Below are 19,955 nucleotides of genomic sequence, written 5' to 3' on the forward strand. Positions count from 1 at the left end.
CTTGGTTTTCATTCGAGGTTTTGCATTAAGAGGTCAATTCTTAGTCGAAATGACTATTTGGAAAATATTAAAGGATAGGATGAAACAACAAACAAAACAAAGGATGACTACCGTATATGAATTGCAGCTTACTGTATTTTATATATTATTTAAAAAGAAACCGAAGAACCCGGTTTAAGATTATTATAGTTACAGGAGTGACGCTAAACTATAATTCTGCACCCTTTTGCTGAACTCGTTTCAGTATGTCGCAGAATCCAGATACAGAAAATAATTATGCTGTGTCCCGGAAATTCGAAACTCTTTTTCTCCTGTAACTGACGACTACATATAACACAGTATCCGGCTGTCCGTGTTCAAATAGATTATTTATTGAATTATTGTTCATTTCTTTTGCTTGTCCAAATGCATTGCATTCATGAGTATTTGTATAAAATGGATAACAACGTGAGCAAAAGAAATGAATCAATAGATCCGTCCGAATGTTATGTTTGGTATGGGGTGAATTTCTTTTGCCTTTACAAAAATGAACATAATAAATAATTGAGTTAGTCGATGGGTGTCAATCAAGCCTGTGGTTTGTTTATAAGATAATTAAGTGTTCCGCAGGCTTGTCCACCTGGTTACTATTAGAGAAAACTAAGGAACTCATAAACTAAAAAAACCTGCCGTAGGGCAGGTTGTAATAGGATTAAAAAAATCTATTCCCAAGGGTATAGATCCTGTTTGGGTAAACGAACAATTAAGCATTGATCATAATGTTCATCATAAAGATATGAAAATTAAAACAACATTTAAAGTAAGAATTGTTACTAAAAAACGAAATGTCCATGAAAGCCCCCTAGGTAAATGGAATCCACAAGAAGTGCGGAATGACCAATTGGAAAAATCAATTTATCCAAATCATCCAACGCGCCAGCTCGCCCCATCGCTAAATCAGTCCACTGGACTAATTTTAAACGCTGGGTCGCCCCTTTAGGGGTGCAGGGGTAAGACATTGTTTGCACCCTTGCAAATGGATTCTTTAACAAGTACGGAATGACAAAAAAGATGGATTCCGCAATAAATGCGGAATGACAAAGAATTAAAAAACCCTCTGACAACATTGGCGTGGAGGCAGAGGGCAAATTCAATTAAAACCAAGTTTAATTAAACCATTCAAAATTATGGAAAATAATTTCTTGAACAAGACCAGGATCGTGCTTTTACTTATCCTGTTTTTATGTATCATGCTATTAGGCTATACCGCTTTTGGCAAACCCAGGACTCCCTTACCTATAGTCCAGCAACAAATAACCGGCCTCGTAACCGATAAGCAGGGTAAACCCATTCCGGGAGCTACAGTAATTATTAAGGGATCTACAGATGGTACTTTTACTAATGATAAAGGTGTTTATAACATTACGGCAACGTCCAATGATGTCCTGGTGTTTTCATTTATAGGATTTAAAAGCGAAGAGGTCCCGGTAGAGAATCAGTTGCAACTCGATGTAATCCTTACCGAAGATGTAACCGCCCTTGGGGAGGTTACGGTCAATGCAGGATATTATACCGTGTCTGAAAAGGAGCGTACAGGGAGTATAAGTTCAATAAAAGCAGAAGAAATCGAAAAGCAACCGGTCAACAATCCACTCGGGGCCATGCAAGGTTATATGTCCGGGGTCAATATTCAACAGACTACCGGAGTACCCGGAGGAGGATATAATATTGAGATACGAGGTAAGAATTTTATAAACGGAAACACCAATCCACTATACATCATAGATGGGGTTCCATTCAATGCAAATTCACTGGCATCAGCCAGTGTATCCGGAAGTATCAATAATGGCAATGTGAGTCCGCTTAATGCATTAAATCCATCAGATATCGAAAGTATAGAGGTGTTAAAAGATGCCGATGCTACCGCTATATATGGTTCAAGAGCGGCAAATGGAGTGGTATTAATTACCACCAGGAAAGGAAAATCCGGTACCACACAGTTCCAGGCAACCATTAATAGTGGCATGGGACATCTTTCTCATTTTCTCGAGCTGATGAATACCCCACAATACCTTGAAATAAGGAAAGAAGGGGTGGAAAATGACGGATTTGGTAGTTTTTTAGAAAACCCGGCCTTTGATTTTGTATGGCCCGATCTAAAAACATGGGATCAGGACCGATATACCGATTGGCAACAAACCTTATTGGGGGGTACCGCCTATCGAACGAAACTACAACTATCAGTTTCAGGAGGTAGTGATCAGACTCGATTCCGGATCAGTGGTGCTCATTTAAATGAAACTACAGTTTTTCCCGGAGATTCAAAGTATCGGAATACTGCAATACACAGTAACCTGAATCACCGTTCAAAGAACAAACTATTTGCTCTGAACTTAACGTCGAACTATACTGTTGAAACCAACAATTTACCTCGTACTGACCTAACCCTATCCGCTTACAAATTGTCTCCAAATGCCCCAGCGTTATATGACGACGAAGGACAGCTAAACTGGGAGGATAATTCCTGGGATAATCCATTGGCCATGTTATTAGAGAAATATAAGGCACAAAGTAATACCCTCATGGCGAATGCCCAGGTGTCTTATCAGATCCTACCAGCACTGCAGGTTAAAACCAACCTTGGCTATAATAACTATCAGATGGATTCGTATAAGCTCATGCCTAGTACCGCCAGGAATCCGAAATATGGATTCACCCCTGAGAATTATTCCTCTCAAACCCGCAATAGGGCTACCAATACTTCCTGGATCATAGAACCGCAATTAAGTTGGAACCATCAATGGGATGACGCCAGTATCAGTGTTTTGGCAGGGGCCACCTTTCAACAACAAACAACCGATCAAATGGTGCTTAAAGCAACAGGGTTTCCTAATAATCTGATGTTGGAAAACCTTGCTGCCGCCAATACCATAGAAATTTTAAATGATGGCCAAAGTGAATATCATTACCAGTCAATTTTTAGCAGGCTGAACTTTAATTGGAGAAACAGTTATATCCTCAACCTAACCGGTCGAAGAGATGGATCATCGAGGTTTGGGTCGGGCAAACAGTTTGGTAATTTCTGGTCATTAGGTTTGGCTTGGATCTTTAGTAACTCGTTGTCCTTAGATGAAAATGGATTTCTGAATTATGGTAAACTAAGAGGGAGTTACGGGACAACAGGGAGCGATAATATTGGAGATTATAAGTTCTTGAATACCTTCGGTGTATCGGGAAATGATTACAATGGAATTACCCTGCTATACCCTACAGGTATATATAACCCGGTTTTTGGTTGGGAAACTAATAAAAAGCTCGAATTAGCTTTAGACCTCAATTTCTTTAAAGATCGTATTATACTGAATTCAGCATGGTATCAAAATCGCTCCTCCGATCAGTTGGTAGGAATACCATTGGCAGCTACCACCGGTTTTCAATCTTTGACAGGTAACTTTGAAGCAACCGTTGAAAATACAGGCTGGGAATTCGATCTAAGAACGGTAAATATTGCCTGGGAGGATTTTAATTGGACAACTACACTTAACCTGACACTACATAAAAACAAGTTAGTAGCGTTTCCCGACCTTGCTACCTCTACCTATGCCAATAAATATGTGATAGGAAAACCGTTGACCATTGTTAAACTTTATGAATCTCTGGGTGTGGATCCTCAAACAGGAATTTATCAGTTCAGAGACTTTAATGACGATGGTGTTATCAATGCTATTGATGATAAACAATGGATAGAGGATTTAGCACCGGAACTCTATGGGGGGATTGGGAATACTTTTATCTACAAGAATCTTTCTTTAGAGGTATTCTTTCAATTCAAGAAACAAAAGGCCTATAATTTCTATAGATCTTATCCAACCCCTGGGTATAACTATAATATGCCGGTTGAATTATACGATCGCTGGAGAAATGAAGGTGATGATGCTTCGATTCAGCGAGCCACATTCGGTCAATTTCCCGGAGTCTGGGAGGCAGGGCAAAGGCAAAGTGATAGCAATAAAGCAGTTTCTGATTCCTCTTTTCTTCGTATGAGGAATGTAACCTTGTCTTATCAACTTCCTGGATCACTTAGTAAAGTAATGGATGTGACATTATATGTACAGGGTCAGAATCTGCTCACCATCACCAACTATGACGGACCCGACCCTGAACAACCCCGAAATTATATTTTACCACCGCTGAGACAAATCACCTTAGGGGGGCAACTTAGATTTTAACCATTAATATTTCGAATGATGAAAAAGCATAGATATATAAATAAAAAGAGCAGGATACTAAGCGTTTTTCTGCCGGATCGTAACAGTACATTAAAAATAGGAATTATCAGCCTGTTGGCACTGATAATGATAGGATGTGAGAAGTTTGTCGAAGTGGATCCCCCTAAAAATGTATTGATCGCAGAGGAAGTTTTTCAAGATCCTAACACGGTAGCCTCCACTATTGCAAATATGTATTATCAAATGCGTGAGCAAGGAATGGTTTCCGGACTGAACGGTTTGAGTATCGTTATGGGGATTTATTCCGATGAACTCGATTACTATGGCTTTAGTAATGATTATTTGGCCATGTATACGCATAATGTAAACGCCTCGAACGGCCTGGTAGATGAATGGTGGCGTAACGCTTATCAAATAATTTACCTGGCAAATAATATCCTAGAAGGGGTCAATAATGCAACAGAACTCAGTTCAAACGATAAAGAAAGATTTATGGGGCAGGCCTATTTTGTACGCGCTTACCTTCACAGTTTATTGGTAACCATGTATGGAGACGTTCCCTATATAACTTCTACCGATTACCTTTTGAATAACAAGGTGGCAAGGGATGATGAAAATGAGGTGTACGAGCATATTATTGAAGATTTAAAAAAGGCCTCTGAATTATTACCCGTTGAAGATGAGAGTGGTGAGCGAGTGATCCCCAATCAAATAGTGGCAAAAGCCTTGCTTTCAAGAATGCATTTGTATAGGGGTAATTGGGAACAGGCACAAACGATGGCCACTGAAGTAATTAATACAACAGGATATCATTTACAGGAGGATCTCGACAAAGTATTTTTAAAGAATTCACCGGAAACCATCTGGCAGTTTAAACCTGAAGGTATTATACAGTTAAACACCTATGAAGCAGCTCAGTTAATTATAGAGTTTATTCCGGGACAATCCTATTCATTACATAACAATTTATTAGCTGCTTTCGAACAAGGCGATTTAAGAAGAGTTCATTGGGTTAATAGTATTTCAAGTACAGCAGGCGATATCACCTTGTATTTTCCATATAAATACAAGCAAACAATAAATACTACCAATGAATCTTTAGAATTCTCCATCGTATTCCGAATGGCGGAACAACACTTAATTCGCGCCGAGGCCAGGGCGCATTTAAATAATATAGTGGGAGCACAGAATGATTTGAACACGATTAGAGAAAGGGCAGGCTTACCGCCAGTGAATATTGGAAGTTCAATTGGACTCATAGAAGCTATTACCAGGGAGCGGCGGGTAGAACTGTTTACAGAACACGGACACCGCTGGTTCGATCTTAAAAGATTAAAGAAGGCCAATCAGGTTCTTGAGAGTCTGAAGCCTAATTGGAGAAGTACTGATACTTTATTCCCAATTCCCATTAATGAATTGGAAATGAATCCGAAACTACAACCACAGAATAGTGGTTACTAAAAACCAATTTTATTAAATAAATATAAAAAAGGACCATGAAATTACATTCAATATTATTCATCATACTTTCATTGATACTGACGAATAACAGGGGATACCCTCAATCGCAAAGTAGCCAGGAGGAAAAGGACTGGAAAGAATTTAATGAACTAAAGCTCCTGTATTACAATACCCCGGAGCAGGAAGCTAAAGCCAAAAGCCCAAGTTTATTGGTATATAAGAGATATGAAGATGAAGTGTATAGCAAAAGGTCTGTTATGGCTGAAAAATTTATGAATAATTACCCGGAGTCGAAGTATTATAAAGAGGTACTGCAGTGGTATTTAAGCGCATTCTTTTTACCGGTATTTATCCCGGAAACTATAGAAAAAGAGCGACTTGAAATTCTTAATGCATTCTATGGTCCTGATAAATGGAAAGGAGCTGACCGTTTTCGAAGGGTCCTACCCATTAACAAAAGCGCAATGGAGTTGTGGTTGGAGAAAGGAAACAAGTATGTAGAAAAATTTTTAGCATCAAATGCCTCGCCACAGGATAAGTTTGAAATCGAACAGTCACTGATTAATCGGGATGTTTTTATAGCCAATAGGTGGTTTGTTGGATTGGAGAGAGAATCACTTGAAGAGGATTTTTGGGAACAATTTTATCAATTCTATTGGGAAAGTATTTATCAGCGCATAGAACAATTATTTTACAAATATTCCGAATTGGAATCCATGACTCACTATGCAAATCGGTTTGTGAAATATGTAACAGATCACTCAAAGGTTCCTTCTCTTAGGAAATATTATTGGCAACGCTTTTATGAATTTACCAATGAAAAAGAACATGCGAAGCATAAAGGTATAAGTGCTTTACAAAAAGTGGCTCTTGATAATCTAAAGGCACTAAACACCCAGGATATGAACGATAATAAGGCCAAATCAAAGGCTTTAGAAATGAGTTTTACTGCTATGGATGGCACGAAGGTAAACCTGAAGAATATGAGAGGCAAGGTGGTATTAATTGATTTTTGGTCAACTTACTGTCCTCCGTGCATTAAAGAAATGCCCCATGTGAAAGAACTCTATGACAAGTATAAAGACAATGGGTTTGAAGTAATCGGGATTATTGCCAATGGAGAAGAATCCCGAGAACAGATAATGAAGATTATGGAAAAAACCAGGGCTACCTGGCCGCAGCGTTTAGATAAAGCTTCAAATGTGTCGGTTAGTTATCATTCACTATATAACATCAATAGTTTGCCGACAGTTTGGTTATTGGATAAAGAAGGAAGAATAGTAGATAGAAATGCCAGGGGAGAAAGGTTGGAACCTTTGATACGTAAATATTTAGAGTTAGATTAGTAAGCGTAATATAAATAGGCTGCCTTAAATTAAAAGGCAGCCTTTTAATTTAAAATAAACTACTATTCAACCCTTTTTAAAGGATTCTCCAGTGATGGCTCGTCGTACAATTGGTAACCATTATGAGTACATAATTCACCCGTTGCCATTGGCGAACATTGAGTTTGCACTTGCTGAATTCCGGGAATAAAAGGATCGTCGTAATAACCAATCTGACTACTACTGTTTGCATCTGCTGCAAATGCAATACCTATTGCTACTAAAAAAGCAAAGGCTGGTAGGGCGGTTTTAAAAACTTTTGTCTTCATTTTTATAAATTTTAAATAATACCTACTCTTTAAGGTTTTCGGCTTCCCCTTCCTTAATTGCGCAATTAAGTTTTTATGTATTGTTTGATATTTTTCTCATGTATTGTAGAGATATTATTTGATTCAAGGATTATTGCGATTACTGCCAGAAACATAAATACTATATTAAATACCAAGTGTTCCGTCCACCCCAGTTGTTCGAGCACCCCGCCACATGAACAAGGGATATGGTCACTAAAGTTTAAAATAGCAATGATGTACATACTGAAAGCCATCATAAGACCAAGACTCGCATATAAAGCTGGGATGCGAAATTTTTTGACTATGAGTAGCAGCGCAAGTGCAAGTTCAATAGAAGGAACACCATAGGCCACCAGCCCCTTAAAATTGGTGAGCATGGGAGACTGCCCCAACTGCACCCTGAAGGTTTCAAAATCCAATAGCTTACTTACCGCAGCATATACAAACAACAGGATGTAGAAGAGGCAGATGATATCAATAATAGTGGCTTTTAGTTTCATTTTTCAGGCATTAGTAGTGTATATTTTAATTATTATGCCTTGTAAGTGTAGCTTTTGAAACCATTGCTAAAGTATTGCAAAGGATTGAATAGACACTTTTAAAAAACCTTTAAATAGATAAGAATACTATAAAAGTTGGATTTTATATGTTTTGAAATTCAAGCGGAGGAGGTTTTGAACGTGCTAAAATTGATTTATTGAACATTAAATGGTTCCAAACAGACAGTCATTCATTAAAGACCCCGTTTAAGTTCTTCGAGAAAGTAGGAGGTGCTAATCCCCGTTTTTGATTTAAAGGCTCTCGTAAACCGTTGTGTAGTGCTAAAACAAGCTTCTTTGGCCAGGGCAGCATTGGTGTATTTTCTTAAAATGGGTTCCTTTTTTAATCTCGCCACGATAAAATCTATTTTGAGGTCATTGATGTAGTTGGCAAAACTTTTACCTCGGAAACGAGCTATAATTTTAGATAGGTACTTGGAGTTTACATCAAATTGAGCGGCTAATTTACTTACAGATAAATTTTCATCCAGGAACTGCTGCTTCTCCTCAAAAGTTTTTAGCTGCTTGATGACTGTACTCACAACATCTTCACTAATATTTAGATCCGAATAGCTAAGGGGTGCAACAGGAGATACTACAGATTCCTTCGGTTCCTCATCCATCAGTTTTTTAAACTGCTCCTCATAGCGTTTTCTGATTTTTAAATGCCTAACCACAAACAAACCTAATAGCGAAAAAACGATCCCCAACCCTGCAGTGAGGTATCCTCTTCTTTTGTGTTCCTTGCGGAGCTGTATTTCCAAATTAGATTTCGTACGCTCCAGTACTTTGGTATCATATTCTTTGAATATTTTTTTGTAGAGGTAGTAGTTATGTTGGTTAAGAACACTATCTAGGCGCTCCAACTGATCAATATAATAAAGTTGTTGCTCGGTATCATCAGAAGAAATAGCCTGCTTTAGCAGGATCTCAAAACTTTCTCTTAGGTCTGCCCGGATATAATGATGCGCATTAAAGTTTTCATCAACGGTTTTGAAATCATCCATAGCCTTATCCTTTATACCCAGTGCCAAGTAACTTTTTCCACGATAAAAATACCCGATAGCACTATTAGCGAAGTCATCCCTTTTAGCAATACCTGGTAATACTTCATTAAGTAAGGTAAGGGCATTGTGGTAATTGTCTCTGTAGTATTGATTAACCCCTTCCGAAAGCTTAAAATAGATTTCCATGGTTGCCATACCCAATCGCCTGGATGCTTCTAGTCCTACTTTGTTAGTCTCAGAACAATCCCCGTAATTTCCCATGCGATTCTGGCATAGACTTATTTGGTGTAAGGTGTTCAGGTAGGCTCTTTCTTTATGATGCTTAAAATAAGGAAGGCATTCTTTGAGTAATGACAATGCTTCCATATAATAGCCCAGATAGTACTTTACCTGTGCGATGAGGTATTGGTTCTTGTAATATAAATAGGGTGTTTTATCCAGGGTAAGATACTCTGTTGCTTTGAGGTAGTTATTAAGAGCTGCAGTATGGTCTTTCGCTCCATAATGAACAATTCCTCGGGTGAGGTAACTACTCGCAATTAAACTACTGTCTTGAATACGTTTGGCGACCATGAGCATACTATCTGAAAATCGGATTTTTTGAACATGATCGGTGCGATGGAGGTAGTATTTGTAGGCATAAAATTCTTCAGTATCGTTTTTTTCTGCTCTTGCCTTCATTAAATAGGCCTTTAAATACGCTTGCTGTGAAATACTGCCTTTGGACGAAAGTTTAATTTTATGAGCTAAGGTAGCGTAGTCGATTGACACTAAACTATCGAGGTTGTTTAGACCCTGAGTTTGTGCACTGGCGGTTACGAAGTGTAAAGGCCACAACAGTATATAAAGTAATATTTGAACTGATATTTTCAAAATAAATGATATCGAATACAGGGTATTTACTTATATCTGTAATCTTTATAAATGTATTGAATTATTGCTAAAAATAGCGGTAAAAAGATTAATTATTTACAGAAAATACGTATTTAAATTTACGAAAATGCATTTGTATTCATTTGATTGATGTATGATTCTCTTCTAGCTTTGATTCGAATTCAAAAGCCAAATAGGCCCATAAACAGGGCTTTGGTTCAACCTTTCCGGAATACTGAACTGATTCACAGATTAAAACAACATTAAATCAAAATCATGAAAAATTTATTTAAATATTTTATATGCATTCTTTTTGTTTCCTGTAGCAATAATGAAGGAGACTATACTGATAATCCGGAACATAAGGCCTCTAAATCTATAATAACCAATGAAACTAAATCGCTTTATACATCAATTAAAGCCGATTACTTAAAACAAGCAGATCGTCCGTTAAGCACTGCGCAAAGAAGTGCCTTAATTCACAAACTCTCGGATAAATATGGATTAAACACCTATCCTAATACAGGTACCTCTTTAAGAATTAGTTATGAGGATATTACCAGGCAGGAGCTTCAGCAACTCATCGAGAATTCAGATTTAAGTACTGCCGCGAAAAACAGTTTGTCAAACTTTGCTAATACCATATTGATGGTCCAGTACCAACCGGATCCTGAACTTTATGATTATTTAATTCAATATCAATACAATGTACTAACAGACAACCAGTTTAATAGCTATGATATACAGGTGTTAAATACCACCTCAGATATGGCAATGTTGACAACCTATGGCGATGACGAAGAACGTGAAGATGAAGATTGGGATATAGCCGTCGGTCATATAGCCTCCTGGATTAATAGCTCCTTGGAAAGCAATGAGGAGGCAGCTTTAGAAACACTAATTCAACAGTTAAAATAATCCCCGAATAAACCTCGGAAAAGGGAGGGGTCATTCACAGGGCACCTCTCTTTTAATTAAATTAAAGAAGCTTTTATTTAATGATGATTTAAGTTATGGATGTTGATTACAATATGAGATCCATAGATAGATCGGAGCATATAAGGTTACAAACAAGCAATTTATACCTGATCATTATTCAATATGGAATACTACAAGTGTCTGGTGAGTATGTCAAATCTAATTTGCATCAAAAAGCGCTATTTCTAATCGGAACTAAACTTCCGGTATCCTTAAACATAGTCGGTACCGATTTTAGGGCTTGGCTTATTCAAATTAACTTAACTGTTCTCGGAAAGTATAATGCTTCGGGCTTGGCTCAATTATATTTTTATTCGATTGAAAAAGAAAAGTCCTTCAATTTAAGATTAAGTAATAGAACATATATCATATTAAAAATATTAACGAGTTATATATGGTATAAATCAAACTCACAGACATTTAATTCTTTAGAAAGGAATTTGAAACAGTTGGCCCTTGTAATCTTTTTTATGGAGGTAGAAAAGATTCTCCCTGTTTCAGAGCATTATATACTGGTTGATCACCAAATTTTCATTGACTTTTTAAAATTAGTGAATCAACACATTTCTAGCGAACATCAGGTGCAATTTTATGCAGATCGCCTTTGTGTTACTCCACAAACCCTGTCTTCAAAACTTAAAAAAATAAGTGGTAAAACTGCTAAATATTATTTAAGTGAAGTCCTGTTACAAAAAGCGGAAATTGCATTATCCGGCTCTTTATCTATTATTGAGATTTCAGAGAAATTGGGCTTTAGGAATCCAAGCTGCTTTAATATTTTTTTTAAATCTAAAACCAATCTAACACCTACATCATATAGAAAAAAGCTCCAGAAACTTACCAGTAAAACCAAATATTAAAACTATGACCCAAATTTTACTTACCGCAGAAGACCTTGAAGGATTTAAAGATGAATTAATTAATGAAGTTAAAATGCTTGTTAAGGAAGCCTTGCATACTTCCACCACGAATTGGATTAAATCGGCAGAAGTACGGAAATTACTCGGAATAAGTCATAGTACTTTATGTAAAATGAGAGCCAACGGGACCCTGCCATCCACTAAAATTGGAGGCATATATTTCCATGATAGAAAAGCGATTGCCCAACTTTTAGGAGTAAATATATCCTTTGAAGAAGCATAGAATGACAATCTTAATTTATAATAATTTAAAACTATTCAACATGCAAACTGAGTTTCGTGTAAAATCATACAAAAACAGAGCTAAGCAATATTATAAAATAAAAAACTTCAGAAAAGCTGCTCAAGTCTATACCTTATTAATAGCAAGTAATCCAAGTCATGCAAGTCTTTATTACCACAGGGCTAAATGTTATAGCAAACTGTGGTGGTACAGGAGCGCCTTAAAAGATCTTAATACCTGTATTAATATTGATCCGAAGTATTATAAGGCCTATAGTTTAATGGGATTTATATTCACAGAAAAAAATAAATACGATTTGGCTAAACTTCATCTTCAGCATTGCGTTGATATTAACCCGAACTATCCCAAAGTATACAAACACCTGGCTTTTTGGGAGTATGCCAATAATAATTATAAGAAAGTGTTTGATCACCTGAATAAAGGATTGATGTTATCCCCTGAAAAACCATTATTCTATTATTTAAAAGGGATTGTCTATGAAGAACTTAATAAGTTCACTATAGCCATAAATCATTATAAAAAAGCTATTGAAATTAATCCTTGTTATGCCATTGCTATTTTGAATCTTGCAAATTTACTAGCAACCATAGGGAAACACTCTGATGCATTAAATGTATACGATCAATTATTGGAGTTAAATCCGAATAATGATATTGCTTATGTAAATAAAGGAGCTGTTTACGTGGAATTGACTATGACTGAAAAGGCCTTAGCATGTTTCAACAGGGCAATATTGATTAATAATCAAAATGCGGATGCTTTTTATAAACGTTCAAAACTAATGTTGCTTGGTAAAGAGACGAGTCTGGCATTAAATGATTTGAATACTTGTTTACATATAGACCCTTATTGTATGGAGGCATACTACTATAGAGGCTTTATTCATTTAATTAAAAAGAATTATAAAGACGCCCTTTCAGATTTTGATAAATTTATTGAAATGGAGGATGAGGAAGCGGCAGCCTACCATTACAGAAGCGAAGTACATATGAAGCTTGGAAATATCGCGGCGGCTCTGGAAGACAAGAACAGAGCCCACAAACTCGACCCGGATAACTTTACACTCTAATCGAATCATGAGTGCGAATCATGGTATCAAATCTTTTCTTTGAGAATAAAAGACTAGCAGACCGTTACAGTCTTCAGGTTTTGATTTTGTAATTTTACCATGCTTCCCAAAAAGCCACTGCATCACTAGCTTGTCTTTTTGGATCCTACGACATACAAATGAAAAATAAATTACACATTTTTAAAACAGTAGCGCATTACAATAGCTTTACCAAAGCGGCAGAGCAATTGTCAATTTCACAACCCGCCATTTCCAAAGCGGTTCGAACCCTAGAAGACACCTATAAAACCACCTTCTTTGTTAGAAACAGGAACGCTATTGAGCTTACCGACGAAGGCAAAGCGTTTTTAGTATATGTGAATAAAATACTGGATGTCTATGCTAAAATTGAAGAACAATTTTTAACCAAAAAAGAATTATTTCCCGAACGCATACAAATGGGAGTAAGCACCACCGTGGGGAATTATATTTTACCTGGTGTAATCGCTAAATTTAAAACTCAATTTCCTCAGACAAACTTTAAAATAACCTCCGATAATTCGGAGAACATCGAACAGTTAATACTAAACCAACAACTGGATTATGGTATTACGGAAGGAAAAAATACCAATCCGAAACTACATTTCAAGAAGCTGATCAAAGATGAAATTGTACTGGTTACCAATGCCGCTAATCGAAGCATTAAAAACGGAACCATCACTATCGAAACCTTAAAGGAAATCAACATGGTTGGCAGGGAATCCGGCTCCGGAACTAAAGATATCATCGCAAGTGCCTTACGAGACCATCAGGTTGATCAACTTCATACGGTGGTGAGTTTTAATAGTACCGAAGCCATCAAAAATTACCTGTATTATTCAAATGACTACGCCCTGCTATCGATACATTCCGTCACAGAAGACTTGCTAAATAATAAACTCAAGGTTATAGACATTAAAGGTATTGCGATCGAACGATGGTTCTATTTTGTTTGTCGTACAGGCTATCAGTCAGGAACTATGGATGCATTGGAAAATTTCATACATAACAACTATAACTTTTAGTTATGCAACATAGCTAATTACTGTGCTTAAATGTTATTGTTTGACCATACCTTTGCAGGTATATATGAATAACATGAAAGCAGTTTTATCACCTTTAGTTTATACAACCCTGGTAATATTGATCCTCTTCGGTATTATCAATAGTGGGGTAGCCCTGGTACTAGGTTTTTTATCTTCTGTTTTTTTAGAAAACCCTTTTAAAAAATATACGCATACTCTGGTTAGTGTACTTCTCAAAATAGCGGTTATCGGCCTGGGTTTTGGAATGTTCATCAAAGAAACAATCAAAGTGAGTGGGGAAGGACTGCATCTTACCCTGTTATCTATTGTGCTAACCGTTGGCCTGGGATTATTGCTGACACGCCTATTGAATCTCGACTTTAAACTGGGGCATTTAATTACCTCGGGAACCTCCATTTGTGGAGGTAGTGCCATTGCAGCTATTGCCCCGGTCATCAAGGCGGAAGCCAGGATCATTAGTATGGCCCTGGGGGTCGTATTCTTTTTAAATGCCTTAGCCTTATTTATTTTTCCTTCAATAGGGCATTGGTTTCATTTGAGTCAACACCAATTCGGAATGTGGTGTGCCATAGCCATCCACGATACCAGCTCTGTAGTAGGAGCTGCCATGAGTTATGGAGATGAAGCCTTAAAAATTGCCACCACCGTTAAACTATCAAGAACCCTGTGGATAATTCCGATGGCGATCTTTTCCATGTTTTATTTTCGTACCAAAAAGGAGAAGATTAAATTCCCATATTTTATACTTCTGTTTATAGGAGCCATCATAGCCAATAGTTACCATATCATCCCGGCAGAGCTTTCCCATAACATCGTTTTGGTCTCAAAAAGATTACTGGTATTTAGCCTGTTTGTAGTAGGGAGTACCATTTCTTTAAAAGATCTGAAGAAGGCAGGTACGAAACCGTTGGTTCTCGCACTGTTTTTATGGACCTTTATCTCGGTCTTTTCTTTAGCCTTTATAATTTTATAGTACCCGGACCACCACCTGGCATGGTATCATAACAGGATAAGCTATTAAAGCCTGTCGGGATATTACTTCTCCGAATTCTCCCGGGCTTCCCTTCTTTCTACAAATTCGATAAAGTAGTCTTTAACCTTTTTGTTTTTCCCTTTTTCCTTTTCAAATTTCTCCAGTAGCTCAGGATCAGTAGCCTCCAATAAATCATGCATGGTGTATCTGTTCAATTCCATGAACTTACCATTGGCCAGGTTAAAGAAGCCATGTGTTTTATTATAAGAACTACTGGTGTGAGAACCGTTTCGAATGGTAGATTTTTGAAGAAATTCCAGGTAACAGAACTGACCGTAGAATTCAACCTCATAGAAATTGGTCTTAGAGTCAAATTCTTTCATGGCAGCGGGATTGATATAGACATGTGTTCCATCGCTGAAGCCGATGATACCACCGATCTTTTCTGCTTCCTTACGCTTTAGCTTAAAACGTTTTACCGGATGCCCTTCAAGTCCCATAAGTCCGTGCGAAGCTTTTTTATCCTGGATATCAAATTGAGAGAGCTCCAGGGTAGGAGCGTTGGTGATAAATTCGCCATATGTTTTATAAACACCGGGTTTGTAAGTTGCCTGATCCCATATAAATTCCTGCGAAATACCGAATTGACTGAATATGATCAAACAAAAAATTAGTAGTGATTTTCTCATAGTTTGGGTTGATTTAGTTTAGTTTTTGGTGGGTAAAACTAATATTAATTTTTAACCTGCCTAAATTTTAATCCAAGAAATCCGGAGGATTTAAAAGGATCATAAGAGTGGGGAAAGAAGTGAATAAAATAGAAAACAGGTGTTGCTTTTCAACCGCTCTCAGTGAGATTCCTGCTTGGCGGAGCAACCAAAAATACCTATAACCATACCTCTTTGCTTGCGAATAAATGGAACAATGATGAATAAAGTAAGTAAATACCCGGATTTAATTAAAGTTGTTTTCCAAAAAAATAAGTATTTTCAAACAATGAAAATTGCAGCAAATCAATCAAAATGCTTGTCAATTTTCATTGTTTTATGACTGTAACACACCATAATACGCCATTTTAAAAGGATATTATGACCTGTATTTACTGATGATAACACACTGATAACCAACTTATATAATCGTTTAATGGTGAGGTGGGATGCTCATTTTTGATGTATTTTTAGGTTTTTAATTAATTATTAACTTATAAATCATTTACAAATGAAAAAAGTATTATTATTGTTAGTAGCAGTTTTAGGAGTATTAACCTACGCATGTACCCCAGATACATCGCATGAAGAAACGCAAGAATTGTATGGAATTGACAAAGACAAGGTCGTACCTCCAGGAGAAAAAGGGAGGCAACAAGAAGTCTATGGAATCGATAAAGACAAAGTCGTACCTCCAGGAGAAAAAGGGAGGCAGCAAGGCTAAAAAAGATGTTATTCTTATTGGAGCAATAGCCTTTTTAGGGGCTATTGCTCCCTTTTTACATATCTTTTATATAAACTCAGGAGTAACAGGCATTTTCGGATTTAAAGAAATGTCGTCCTTCTTATTTGCCATAGGTTTTCCCGTCCTGGCCGTTTGTTATGGCTTTATTCTCAATTTTATCAGCTATAAACTCGAAGAGCTGAGAGCCACCTTTCAATTAATATCCATTGTCGTAATGTCTATTGGCTTCTACTTTATTTCATGGGCCATTATTCCGTCGGTACAAGATTATCCACCGCTGATGTACTACGGTTTTATGATCCTGATCGCTATTGCTTGTAGTTTATTCATGATCAACTTACATAACCTCTTACCATCGAGCGACCATTTAAAATTGGTCGTGCGCTACCTTACAACCGTTATTGAATTTGAAGGGAAGGAACATGCCAAAGACAAAGATGCTTATGAACGTAATGTCAGTAAGCCGATAAAAGATTATGTCGATGAGCAGACTAAATAACTCTATTGAAATCTTGAATCAAGTGGTTCTAAGCTAACTCCTCTTTAAAAAATTCAATGGTTCGGCTCCAGGCTAATTTGGCAGCAGCTTCATCATAACGTGGTGTCGAGTCGTTATGAAATCCATGGTTGGTATTCTGATAGATATAAGCAATATATTCCTTATCGTATTGGTTCAACGCTTTTTCATAAGCAGGCCAACCGGCATTGACACGTTCGTCCAATTCAGCATAGTGTAATAATAGAGGGGCATTAATATCCGGAACCAGTTCCAGTGGGGGCTGACTTCCATAGAAAGGAACAGCAGCTTTAAGGTCTTTTAACTTTACAGCCATCATATTCGAGATCCATCCTCCAAAACAGAATCCTACAACACCCACATGGCCTGTACATTCCTTATGATTCCTTAAATACTCAAACGCAGCGATAAAGTCCTCCAGCATCTCATTCCGGTCCCGTTTGCGCTGCATAGCTCTTCCGTCATCATCATTACCCGGGTAACCGCCCAAAGGTGACAACGCATCGGGTGCAATGGTGATAAATCCAGCCAGTGCCCCACGACGAGCCACATCCGCTATATGCGGATTTAATCCGCGGTTTTCATGTACCACCACAATCCCCGGTAACTTCCCTGTCGCACCCTTGGGGCGCGATAATTGAGCCTTGATCTTACCACCGCCCTTAGGCGACTCGTATTCGATGGTCTCCGTATGAAGCTCCTGGCTTTCCGCCGCCACCTGTATGGTATTTTCGTAATTAGGGAGCACAAAGCTCAATAACGATGAAATGGTAAGGCCACCTACAGCATATAGCGATAACTTTTCAATGAATTCCTTACGATCCATTTTATTGTGTGCATAGGCATCATATAAGTCGAATACCTTTTGGTCGATGTCTTTCTTTTCAATCTTTTTCATAAGTGATGGTTGCTAAAGTGTTGGTAATAATAATCTTAAAGTTAACGGTAAAACGGAAATAAACCAAAATTAATACGATCGGTAAGGAAATAGCGGGAGAAAGGGTAAATAAAAAAGAAACCCCGCCCGAATGAGCGAGGTTATCAACCAAATTAATCAACTGATCTTACCTTAAAAATAAGAAAGTTAATGTTGCTGTTATCTAACTAAAGATGAGGTGCTACCTGCTTTTCAAAAGGCACCGAATTCCGCAAGTGCACACACATCTTTATTGTAGGTACTGTTCATAGTTATTCTAACATAGCGCAGACTGAGCGGATCGGCAAAAGTTCTGATCTGTCGCTCCTGTATTTGCTGCAAGCTATAATCACCCATCTTCGTCCAGTTCGTCTGGTCGTTACTGATCTCGATGGTGTAATTTTTAATATGTACTTGTAACGGACCACTGTTGTTCGGGTCGGTTTGCTGTCGTTGTACGAATGTGAAACCGTTTACCGTTTTAACAGCTCCCATATCGACGATAAAATCTTGTGGAATTTTTCCGATCTGAGGAGCACCCCACCATTCGCTGTGCCAGAAGGTATTACGATCGTTATCGATTAGGTTTTCTTTTCCTTTGCCGGCTTGTTCCGATTTTATATAGGTCACCTGCCAGTCCGATTTATCCATTTCATTGATGGTTTCATTTAAATGCATATCCAGGAGTGGCTTCCCATTAAGCATGAAATACCCGAAATTATCGATACTCTCCAGGGTTCCGTCCTCAAAGACGATACGAAGTTTTAGTCGGATAAAGGCCCAGTCTTCACGCATGTCAGGGTAAAACCCGGCCAGTGGCATCGTTAATTCTGCATTACCGTTCTCATCGAAGGCGGTGGTCCAATTAATAGCATCGTAATCGTTATTCACCCATGCAGGGTACTTATCGTGATAAACCGCCAAATGAGCCGGCTTGGCCCCGGTAGCTACCAGGTGCGCCTTGATATAGATGTTTTCCTCGTCCGAAGTGAATTCGAAATTGTCCAAACCAAATTCAGGTGAGGTATAGTGCGGACTGGCAGTAGTCTGAAAGATCTGGTTCTTATCCAGGATAGCGCAAGCTGCCTTAGTGATATGAACTTTCCCCGCATATTCTTGTCTCGACAATCGGCCACCACCGCCACTCATAATACATTCCCTGAAATTATCAGGATCGTTATAACGCTCCCGGTCGTGGGGTACGTTCAAAGAGTGTAATAATTCGTGCATATTCGACCCCACTTTTAAACAATCGCCTTCAGTAGTTCCGTTTCTGAAGTATTTCATGTCTAACTTCTCGTAATCTATTAAATAGGCCAGGTTGTTTATACCTGTGAAAAAAAGCTTGGGATCCGGGTTAAAATCACAGCCTGATCCGTTGCCGGTACCGCGTTGGAAAATGGCCGTATGAGGTCCGGCTTTCTCTTCAGGATGCTCGGCAAAATAAGCGTTTACTTCTTCTGCAATGTATTTTATATTTTGTGAACCACTACGGTAGTCTTCGTACTGCCCCTCAATAGGAATGATTTTCACCAATGAGTCATTGTAAACATCCCTGAGTAATCCAAACTTTCTTCTTTCATAGCCATAACTCCCTAATTCGTCCGCCAGGTATTCCTGCCAAAATGTTAATACCCCCGAAAGTCGCTTCTGATACTTTGGATGTGGTTGGGTGCCTTTAGGATAAAAATAGACCACGTTAAGGTTATAAGGCATATCCGAACGATAATCCGGTTCAGGATCCTCAGTACCTTTTAAATGCTCGTAGGTCAACGTTTCCGAAGTGTCATATTCACTGCATGCGTAACACAGTGTAAACAAAATGACCGCACCTATCAGGTGGGGCAGGCGAAAAGTAATTGTTGATAGTAATGTTTTCATAATAGATAAAGTTTAAAAGTTTATCAATTTTATTGGTGTGGTTTTTAGTGATATAAAGAGCGTGATTTATGGCTAAAAAAACGGGGAATTGGTCGTTGAATACCCATGACATTTTTGTTTTTTGAGATTTTAAGCCCTGTAAACTTGTGGTTTGAAGAACAGAACAATTCAATTCCAA

Annotated in this window: 17 protein-coding genes; 11 read left to right on the plus strand and 6 right to left on the minus strand. The window is 37.9% G+C overall.

Translation table 11 applies throughout. From position 1 onward, the window contains the following. Positions 1–1,166 precede the first annotated feature (1,166 nt). Genes BM361_RS04120 through BM361_RS04130 form a run of 3 tightly spaced genes read left to right on the plus strand, consistent with a single transcriptional unit; the run spans position 1,167 to position 7,015 of the window. Positions 1,167–4,208 carry a SusC/RagA family TonB-linked outer membrane protein gene (locus BM361_RS04120; RefSeq protein ID WP_074977113.1) on the plus strand — a complete coding sequence of 1,014 codons (3,042 nt, stop codon included), beginning with the start codon at positions 1,167–1,169 and terminating at the stop codon, positions 4,206–4,208. A gap of 15 nt (positions 4,209–4,223) precedes the next feature. Beyond that, positions 4,224–5,669, plus strand: coding sequence for a RagB/SusD family nutrient uptake outer membrane protein (locus BM361_RS04125; protein WP_083425847.1), 1,446 nt, complete (start codon positions 4,224–4,226; stop codon positions 5,667–5,669). A 35-nt stretch (positions 5,670–5,704) separates the two neighbouring features. Further along, positions 5,705–7,015 carry a TlpA family protein disulfide reductase gene (locus BM361_RS04130; RefSeq protein WP_074977116.1) on the plus strand — a complete coding sequence of 437 codons (1,311 nt, stop codon included), beginning with the start codon at positions 5,705–5,707 and terminating at the stop codon, positions 7,013–7,015. Between the two features lie 62 nt (positions 7,016–7,077). On the opposite strand, the gene BM361_RS04135 is transcribed toward BM361_RS04130, so the two are convergent. The 3 genes from BM361_RS04135 to BM361_RS04145 form a co-directional block, all read right to left on the minus strand. Next, the gene (locus tag BM361_RS04135) at positions 7,078–7,323 is read right to left on the minus strand and encodes a DUF6520 family protein (RefSeq protein ID WP_074977118.1); all 246 of its coding nucleotides are present in this window, start codon (positions 7,321–7,323) and stop codon (positions 7,078–7,080) included. Positions 7,324–7,388: 65 nt separating this feature from the next. After that, positions 7,389–7,844 carry a MauE/DoxX family redox-associated membrane protein gene (locus BM361_RS04140; RefSeq protein ID WP_038264409.1) on the minus strand — a complete coding sequence of 152 codons (456 nt, stop codon included), beginning with the start codon at positions 7,842–7,844 and terminating at the stop codon, positions 7,389–7,391. A 233-nt stretch (positions 7,845–8,077) separates the two neighbouring features. Beyond that, positions 8,078–9,763, minus strand: coding sequence for a helix-turn-helix domain-containing protein (locus BM361_RS04145; RefSeq protein ID WP_139226602.1), 1,686 nt, complete (start codon positions 9,761–9,763; stop codon positions 8,078–8,080). 276 nt (positions 9,764–10,039) lie between these two features. Between BM361_RS04145 and BM361_RS04150 the strand changes: the two genes are divergently transcribed. The 6 genes from BM361_RS04150 (at position 10,040) to BM361_RS04175 (ending at position 15,011) form a co-directional block, all read left to right on the plus strand. Further along, positions 10,040–10,681: a hypothetical protein gene (locus BM361_RS04150; RefSeq protein WP_074977120.1), complete on the plus strand. Its 642-nt coding sequence runs from the start codon at positions 10,040–10,042 to the stop codon at positions 10,679–10,681. 95 nt (positions 10,682–10,776) lie between these two features. Continuing rightward, positions 10,777–11,601, plus strand: coding sequence for a helix-turn-helix domain-containing protein (locus BM361_RS04155; protein WP_074977122.1), 825 nt, complete (start codon positions 10,777–10,779; stop codon positions 11,599–11,601). Positions 11,602–11,605: 4 nt separating this feature from the next. Then, the gene (locus BM361_RS04160; protein WP_074977124.1) at positions 11,606–11,884 is read left to right on the plus strand and encodes a helix-turn-helix domain-containing protein; all 279 of its coding nucleotides are present in this window, start codon (positions 11,606–11,608) and stop codon (positions 11,882–11,884) included. A 40-nt stretch (positions 11,885–11,924) separates the two neighbouring features. Continuing rightward, positions 11,925–12,974 (plus strand): tetratricopeptide repeat protein, encoded by a 1,050-nt coding sequence (locus tag BM361_RS04165; protein WP_175496545.1) that lies wholly within the window; start codon positions 11,925–11,927, stop codon positions 12,972–12,974. A gap of 158 nt (positions 12,975–13,132) precedes the next feature. After that, entirely contained in the window at positions 13,133–14,017 is an 885-nt protein-coding gene (locus BM361_RS04170; protein WP_074977129.1) for a LysR family transcriptional regulator, read from the plus strand. Between the two features lie 73 nt (positions 14,018–14,090). Further along, the gene (locus BM361_RS04175) at positions 14,091–15,011 is read left to right on the plus strand and encodes a YeiH family protein (protein ID WP_074977131.1); all 921 of its coding nucleotides are present in this window, start codon (positions 14,091–14,093) and stop codon (positions 15,009–15,011) included. Positions 15,012–15,073: 62 nt separating this feature from the next. Here BM361_RS04175 and BM361_RS04180 read toward each other — a convergent pair whose 3' ends face one another. Next, entirely contained in the window at positions 15,074–15,700 is a 627-nt protein-coding gene (locus tag BM361_RS04180) for a hypothetical protein (RefSeq protein WP_074977132.1), read from the minus strand. A 529-nt stretch (positions 15,701–16,229) separates the two neighbouring features. Here BM361_RS04180 and BM361_RS04185 point away from each other — a divergent pair. Together BM361_RS04185 and BM361_RS04190 are read left to right on the plus strand one after the other, a co-directional pair. Next, the gene (locus tag BM361_RS04185; protein ID WP_074977134.1) at positions 16,230–16,442 is read left to right on the plus strand and encodes a hypothetical protein; all 213 of its coding nucleotides are present in this window, start codon (positions 16,230–16,232) and stop codon (positions 16,440–16,442) included. Beyond that, positions 16,384–16,962: a hypothetical protein gene (locus tag BM361_RS04190; protein WP_139226603.1), complete on the plus strand. Its 579-nt coding sequence runs from the start codon at positions 16,384–16,386 to the stop codon at positions 16,960–16,962. Before BM361_RS04185 ends, BM361_RS04190 begins: the two co-directional genes overlap by 59 nt. A gap of 28 nt (positions 16,963–16,990) precedes the next feature. Here BM361_RS04190 and BM361_RS04195 read toward each other — a convergent pair whose 3' ends face one another. Together BM361_RS04195 and BM361_RS04200 are read right to left on the minus strand one after the other, a co-directional pair. Next, complete coding sequence (locus tag BM361_RS04195) at positions 16,991–17,878, minus strand: dienelactone hydrolase family protein (RefSeq protein WP_074977136.1); 888 nt, start codon at positions 17,876–17,878, stop codon at positions 16,991–16,993. A 231-nt stretch (positions 17,879–18,109) separates the two neighbouring features. Beyond that, positions 18,110–19,777: a discoidin domain-containing protein gene (locus BM361_RS04200; protein ID WP_083425849.1), complete on the minus strand. Its 1,668-nt coding sequence runs from the start codon at positions 19,775–19,777 to the stop codon at positions 18,110–18,112. Positions 19,778–19,955: the final 178 nt, after the last annotated feature.

Origin of the sequence: Zhouia amylolytica (assembly GCF_900116365.1) — a bacterium.
Lineage (GTDB): Bacteria > Bacteroidota > Bacteroidia > Flavobacteriales > Flavobacteriaceae > Zhouia > Zhouia amylolytica.

Excerpts from the sequence above, each read along its gene's own strand:
- BM361_RS04120 (WP_074977113.1), top strand. The coding sequence starts at position 1,167 with ATGGAAAATAATTTCTTGAACAAGACCAGGATCGTGCTTTTACTTATC.
- BM361_RS04125 (WP_083425847.1), top strand. The coding sequence starts at position 4,224 with ATGATGAAAAAGCATAGATATATAAATAAAAAGAGCAGGATACTAAGC.
- BM361_RS04130 (WP_074977116.1), top strand. The coding sequence starts at position 5,705 with ATGAAATTACATTCAATATTATTCATCATACTTTCATTGATACTGACG.
- BM361_RS04135 (WP_074977118.1), bottom strand. The coding sequence starts at position 7,323 with ATGAAGACAAAAGTTTTTAAAACCGCCCTACCAGCCTTTGCTTTTTTA.
- BM361_RS04140 (WP_038264409.1), bottom strand. The coding sequence starts at position 7,844 with ATGAAACTAAAAGCCACTATTATTGATATCATCTGCCTCTTCTACATC.
- BM361_RS04150 (WP_074977120.1), top strand. The coding sequence starts at position 10,040 with ATGAAAAATTTATTTAAATATTTTATATGCATTCTTTTTGTTTCCTGT.
- BM361_RS04155 (WP_074977122.1), top strand. The coding sequence starts at position 10,777 with ATGGATGTTGATTACAATATGAGATCCATAGATAGATCGGAGCATATA.
- BM361_RS04160 (WP_074977124.1), top strand. The coding sequence starts at position 11,606 with ATGACCCAAATTTTACTTACCGCAGAAGACCTTGAAGGATTTAAAGAT.
- BM361_RS04165 (WP_175496545.1), top strand. The coding sequence starts at position 11,925 with ATGCAAACTGAGTTTCGTGTAAAATCATACAAAAACAGAGCTAAGCAA.
- BM361_RS04170 (WP_074977129.1), top strand. The coding sequence starts at position 13,133 with ATGAAAAATAAATTACACATTTTTAAAACAGTAGCGCATTACAATAGC.
- BM361_RS04175 (WP_074977131.1), top strand. The coding sequence starts at position 14,091 with ATGAAAGCAGTTTTATCACCTTTAGTTTATACAACCCTGGTAATATTG.
- BM361_RS04180 (WP_074977132.1), bottom strand. The coding sequence starts at position 15,700 with ATGAGAAAATCACTACTAATTTTTTGTTTGATCATATTCAGTCAATTC.
- BM361_RS04185 (WP_074977134.1), top strand. The coding sequence starts at position 16,230 with ATGAAAAAAGTATTATTATTGTTAGTAGCAGTTTTAGGAGTATTAACC.
- BM361_RS04190 (WP_139226603.1), top strand. The coding sequence starts at position 16,384 with ATGGAATCGATAAAGACAAAGTCGTACCTCCAGGAGAAAAAGGGAGGC.
- BM361_RS04195 (WP_074977136.1), bottom strand. The coding sequence starts at position 17,878 with ATGAAAAAGATTGAAAAGAAAGACATCGACCAAAAGGTATTCGACTTA.
- BM361_RS04200 (WP_083425849.1), bottom strand. The coding sequence starts at position 19,777 with ATGAAAACATTACTATCAACAATTACTTTTCGCCTGCCCCACCTGATA.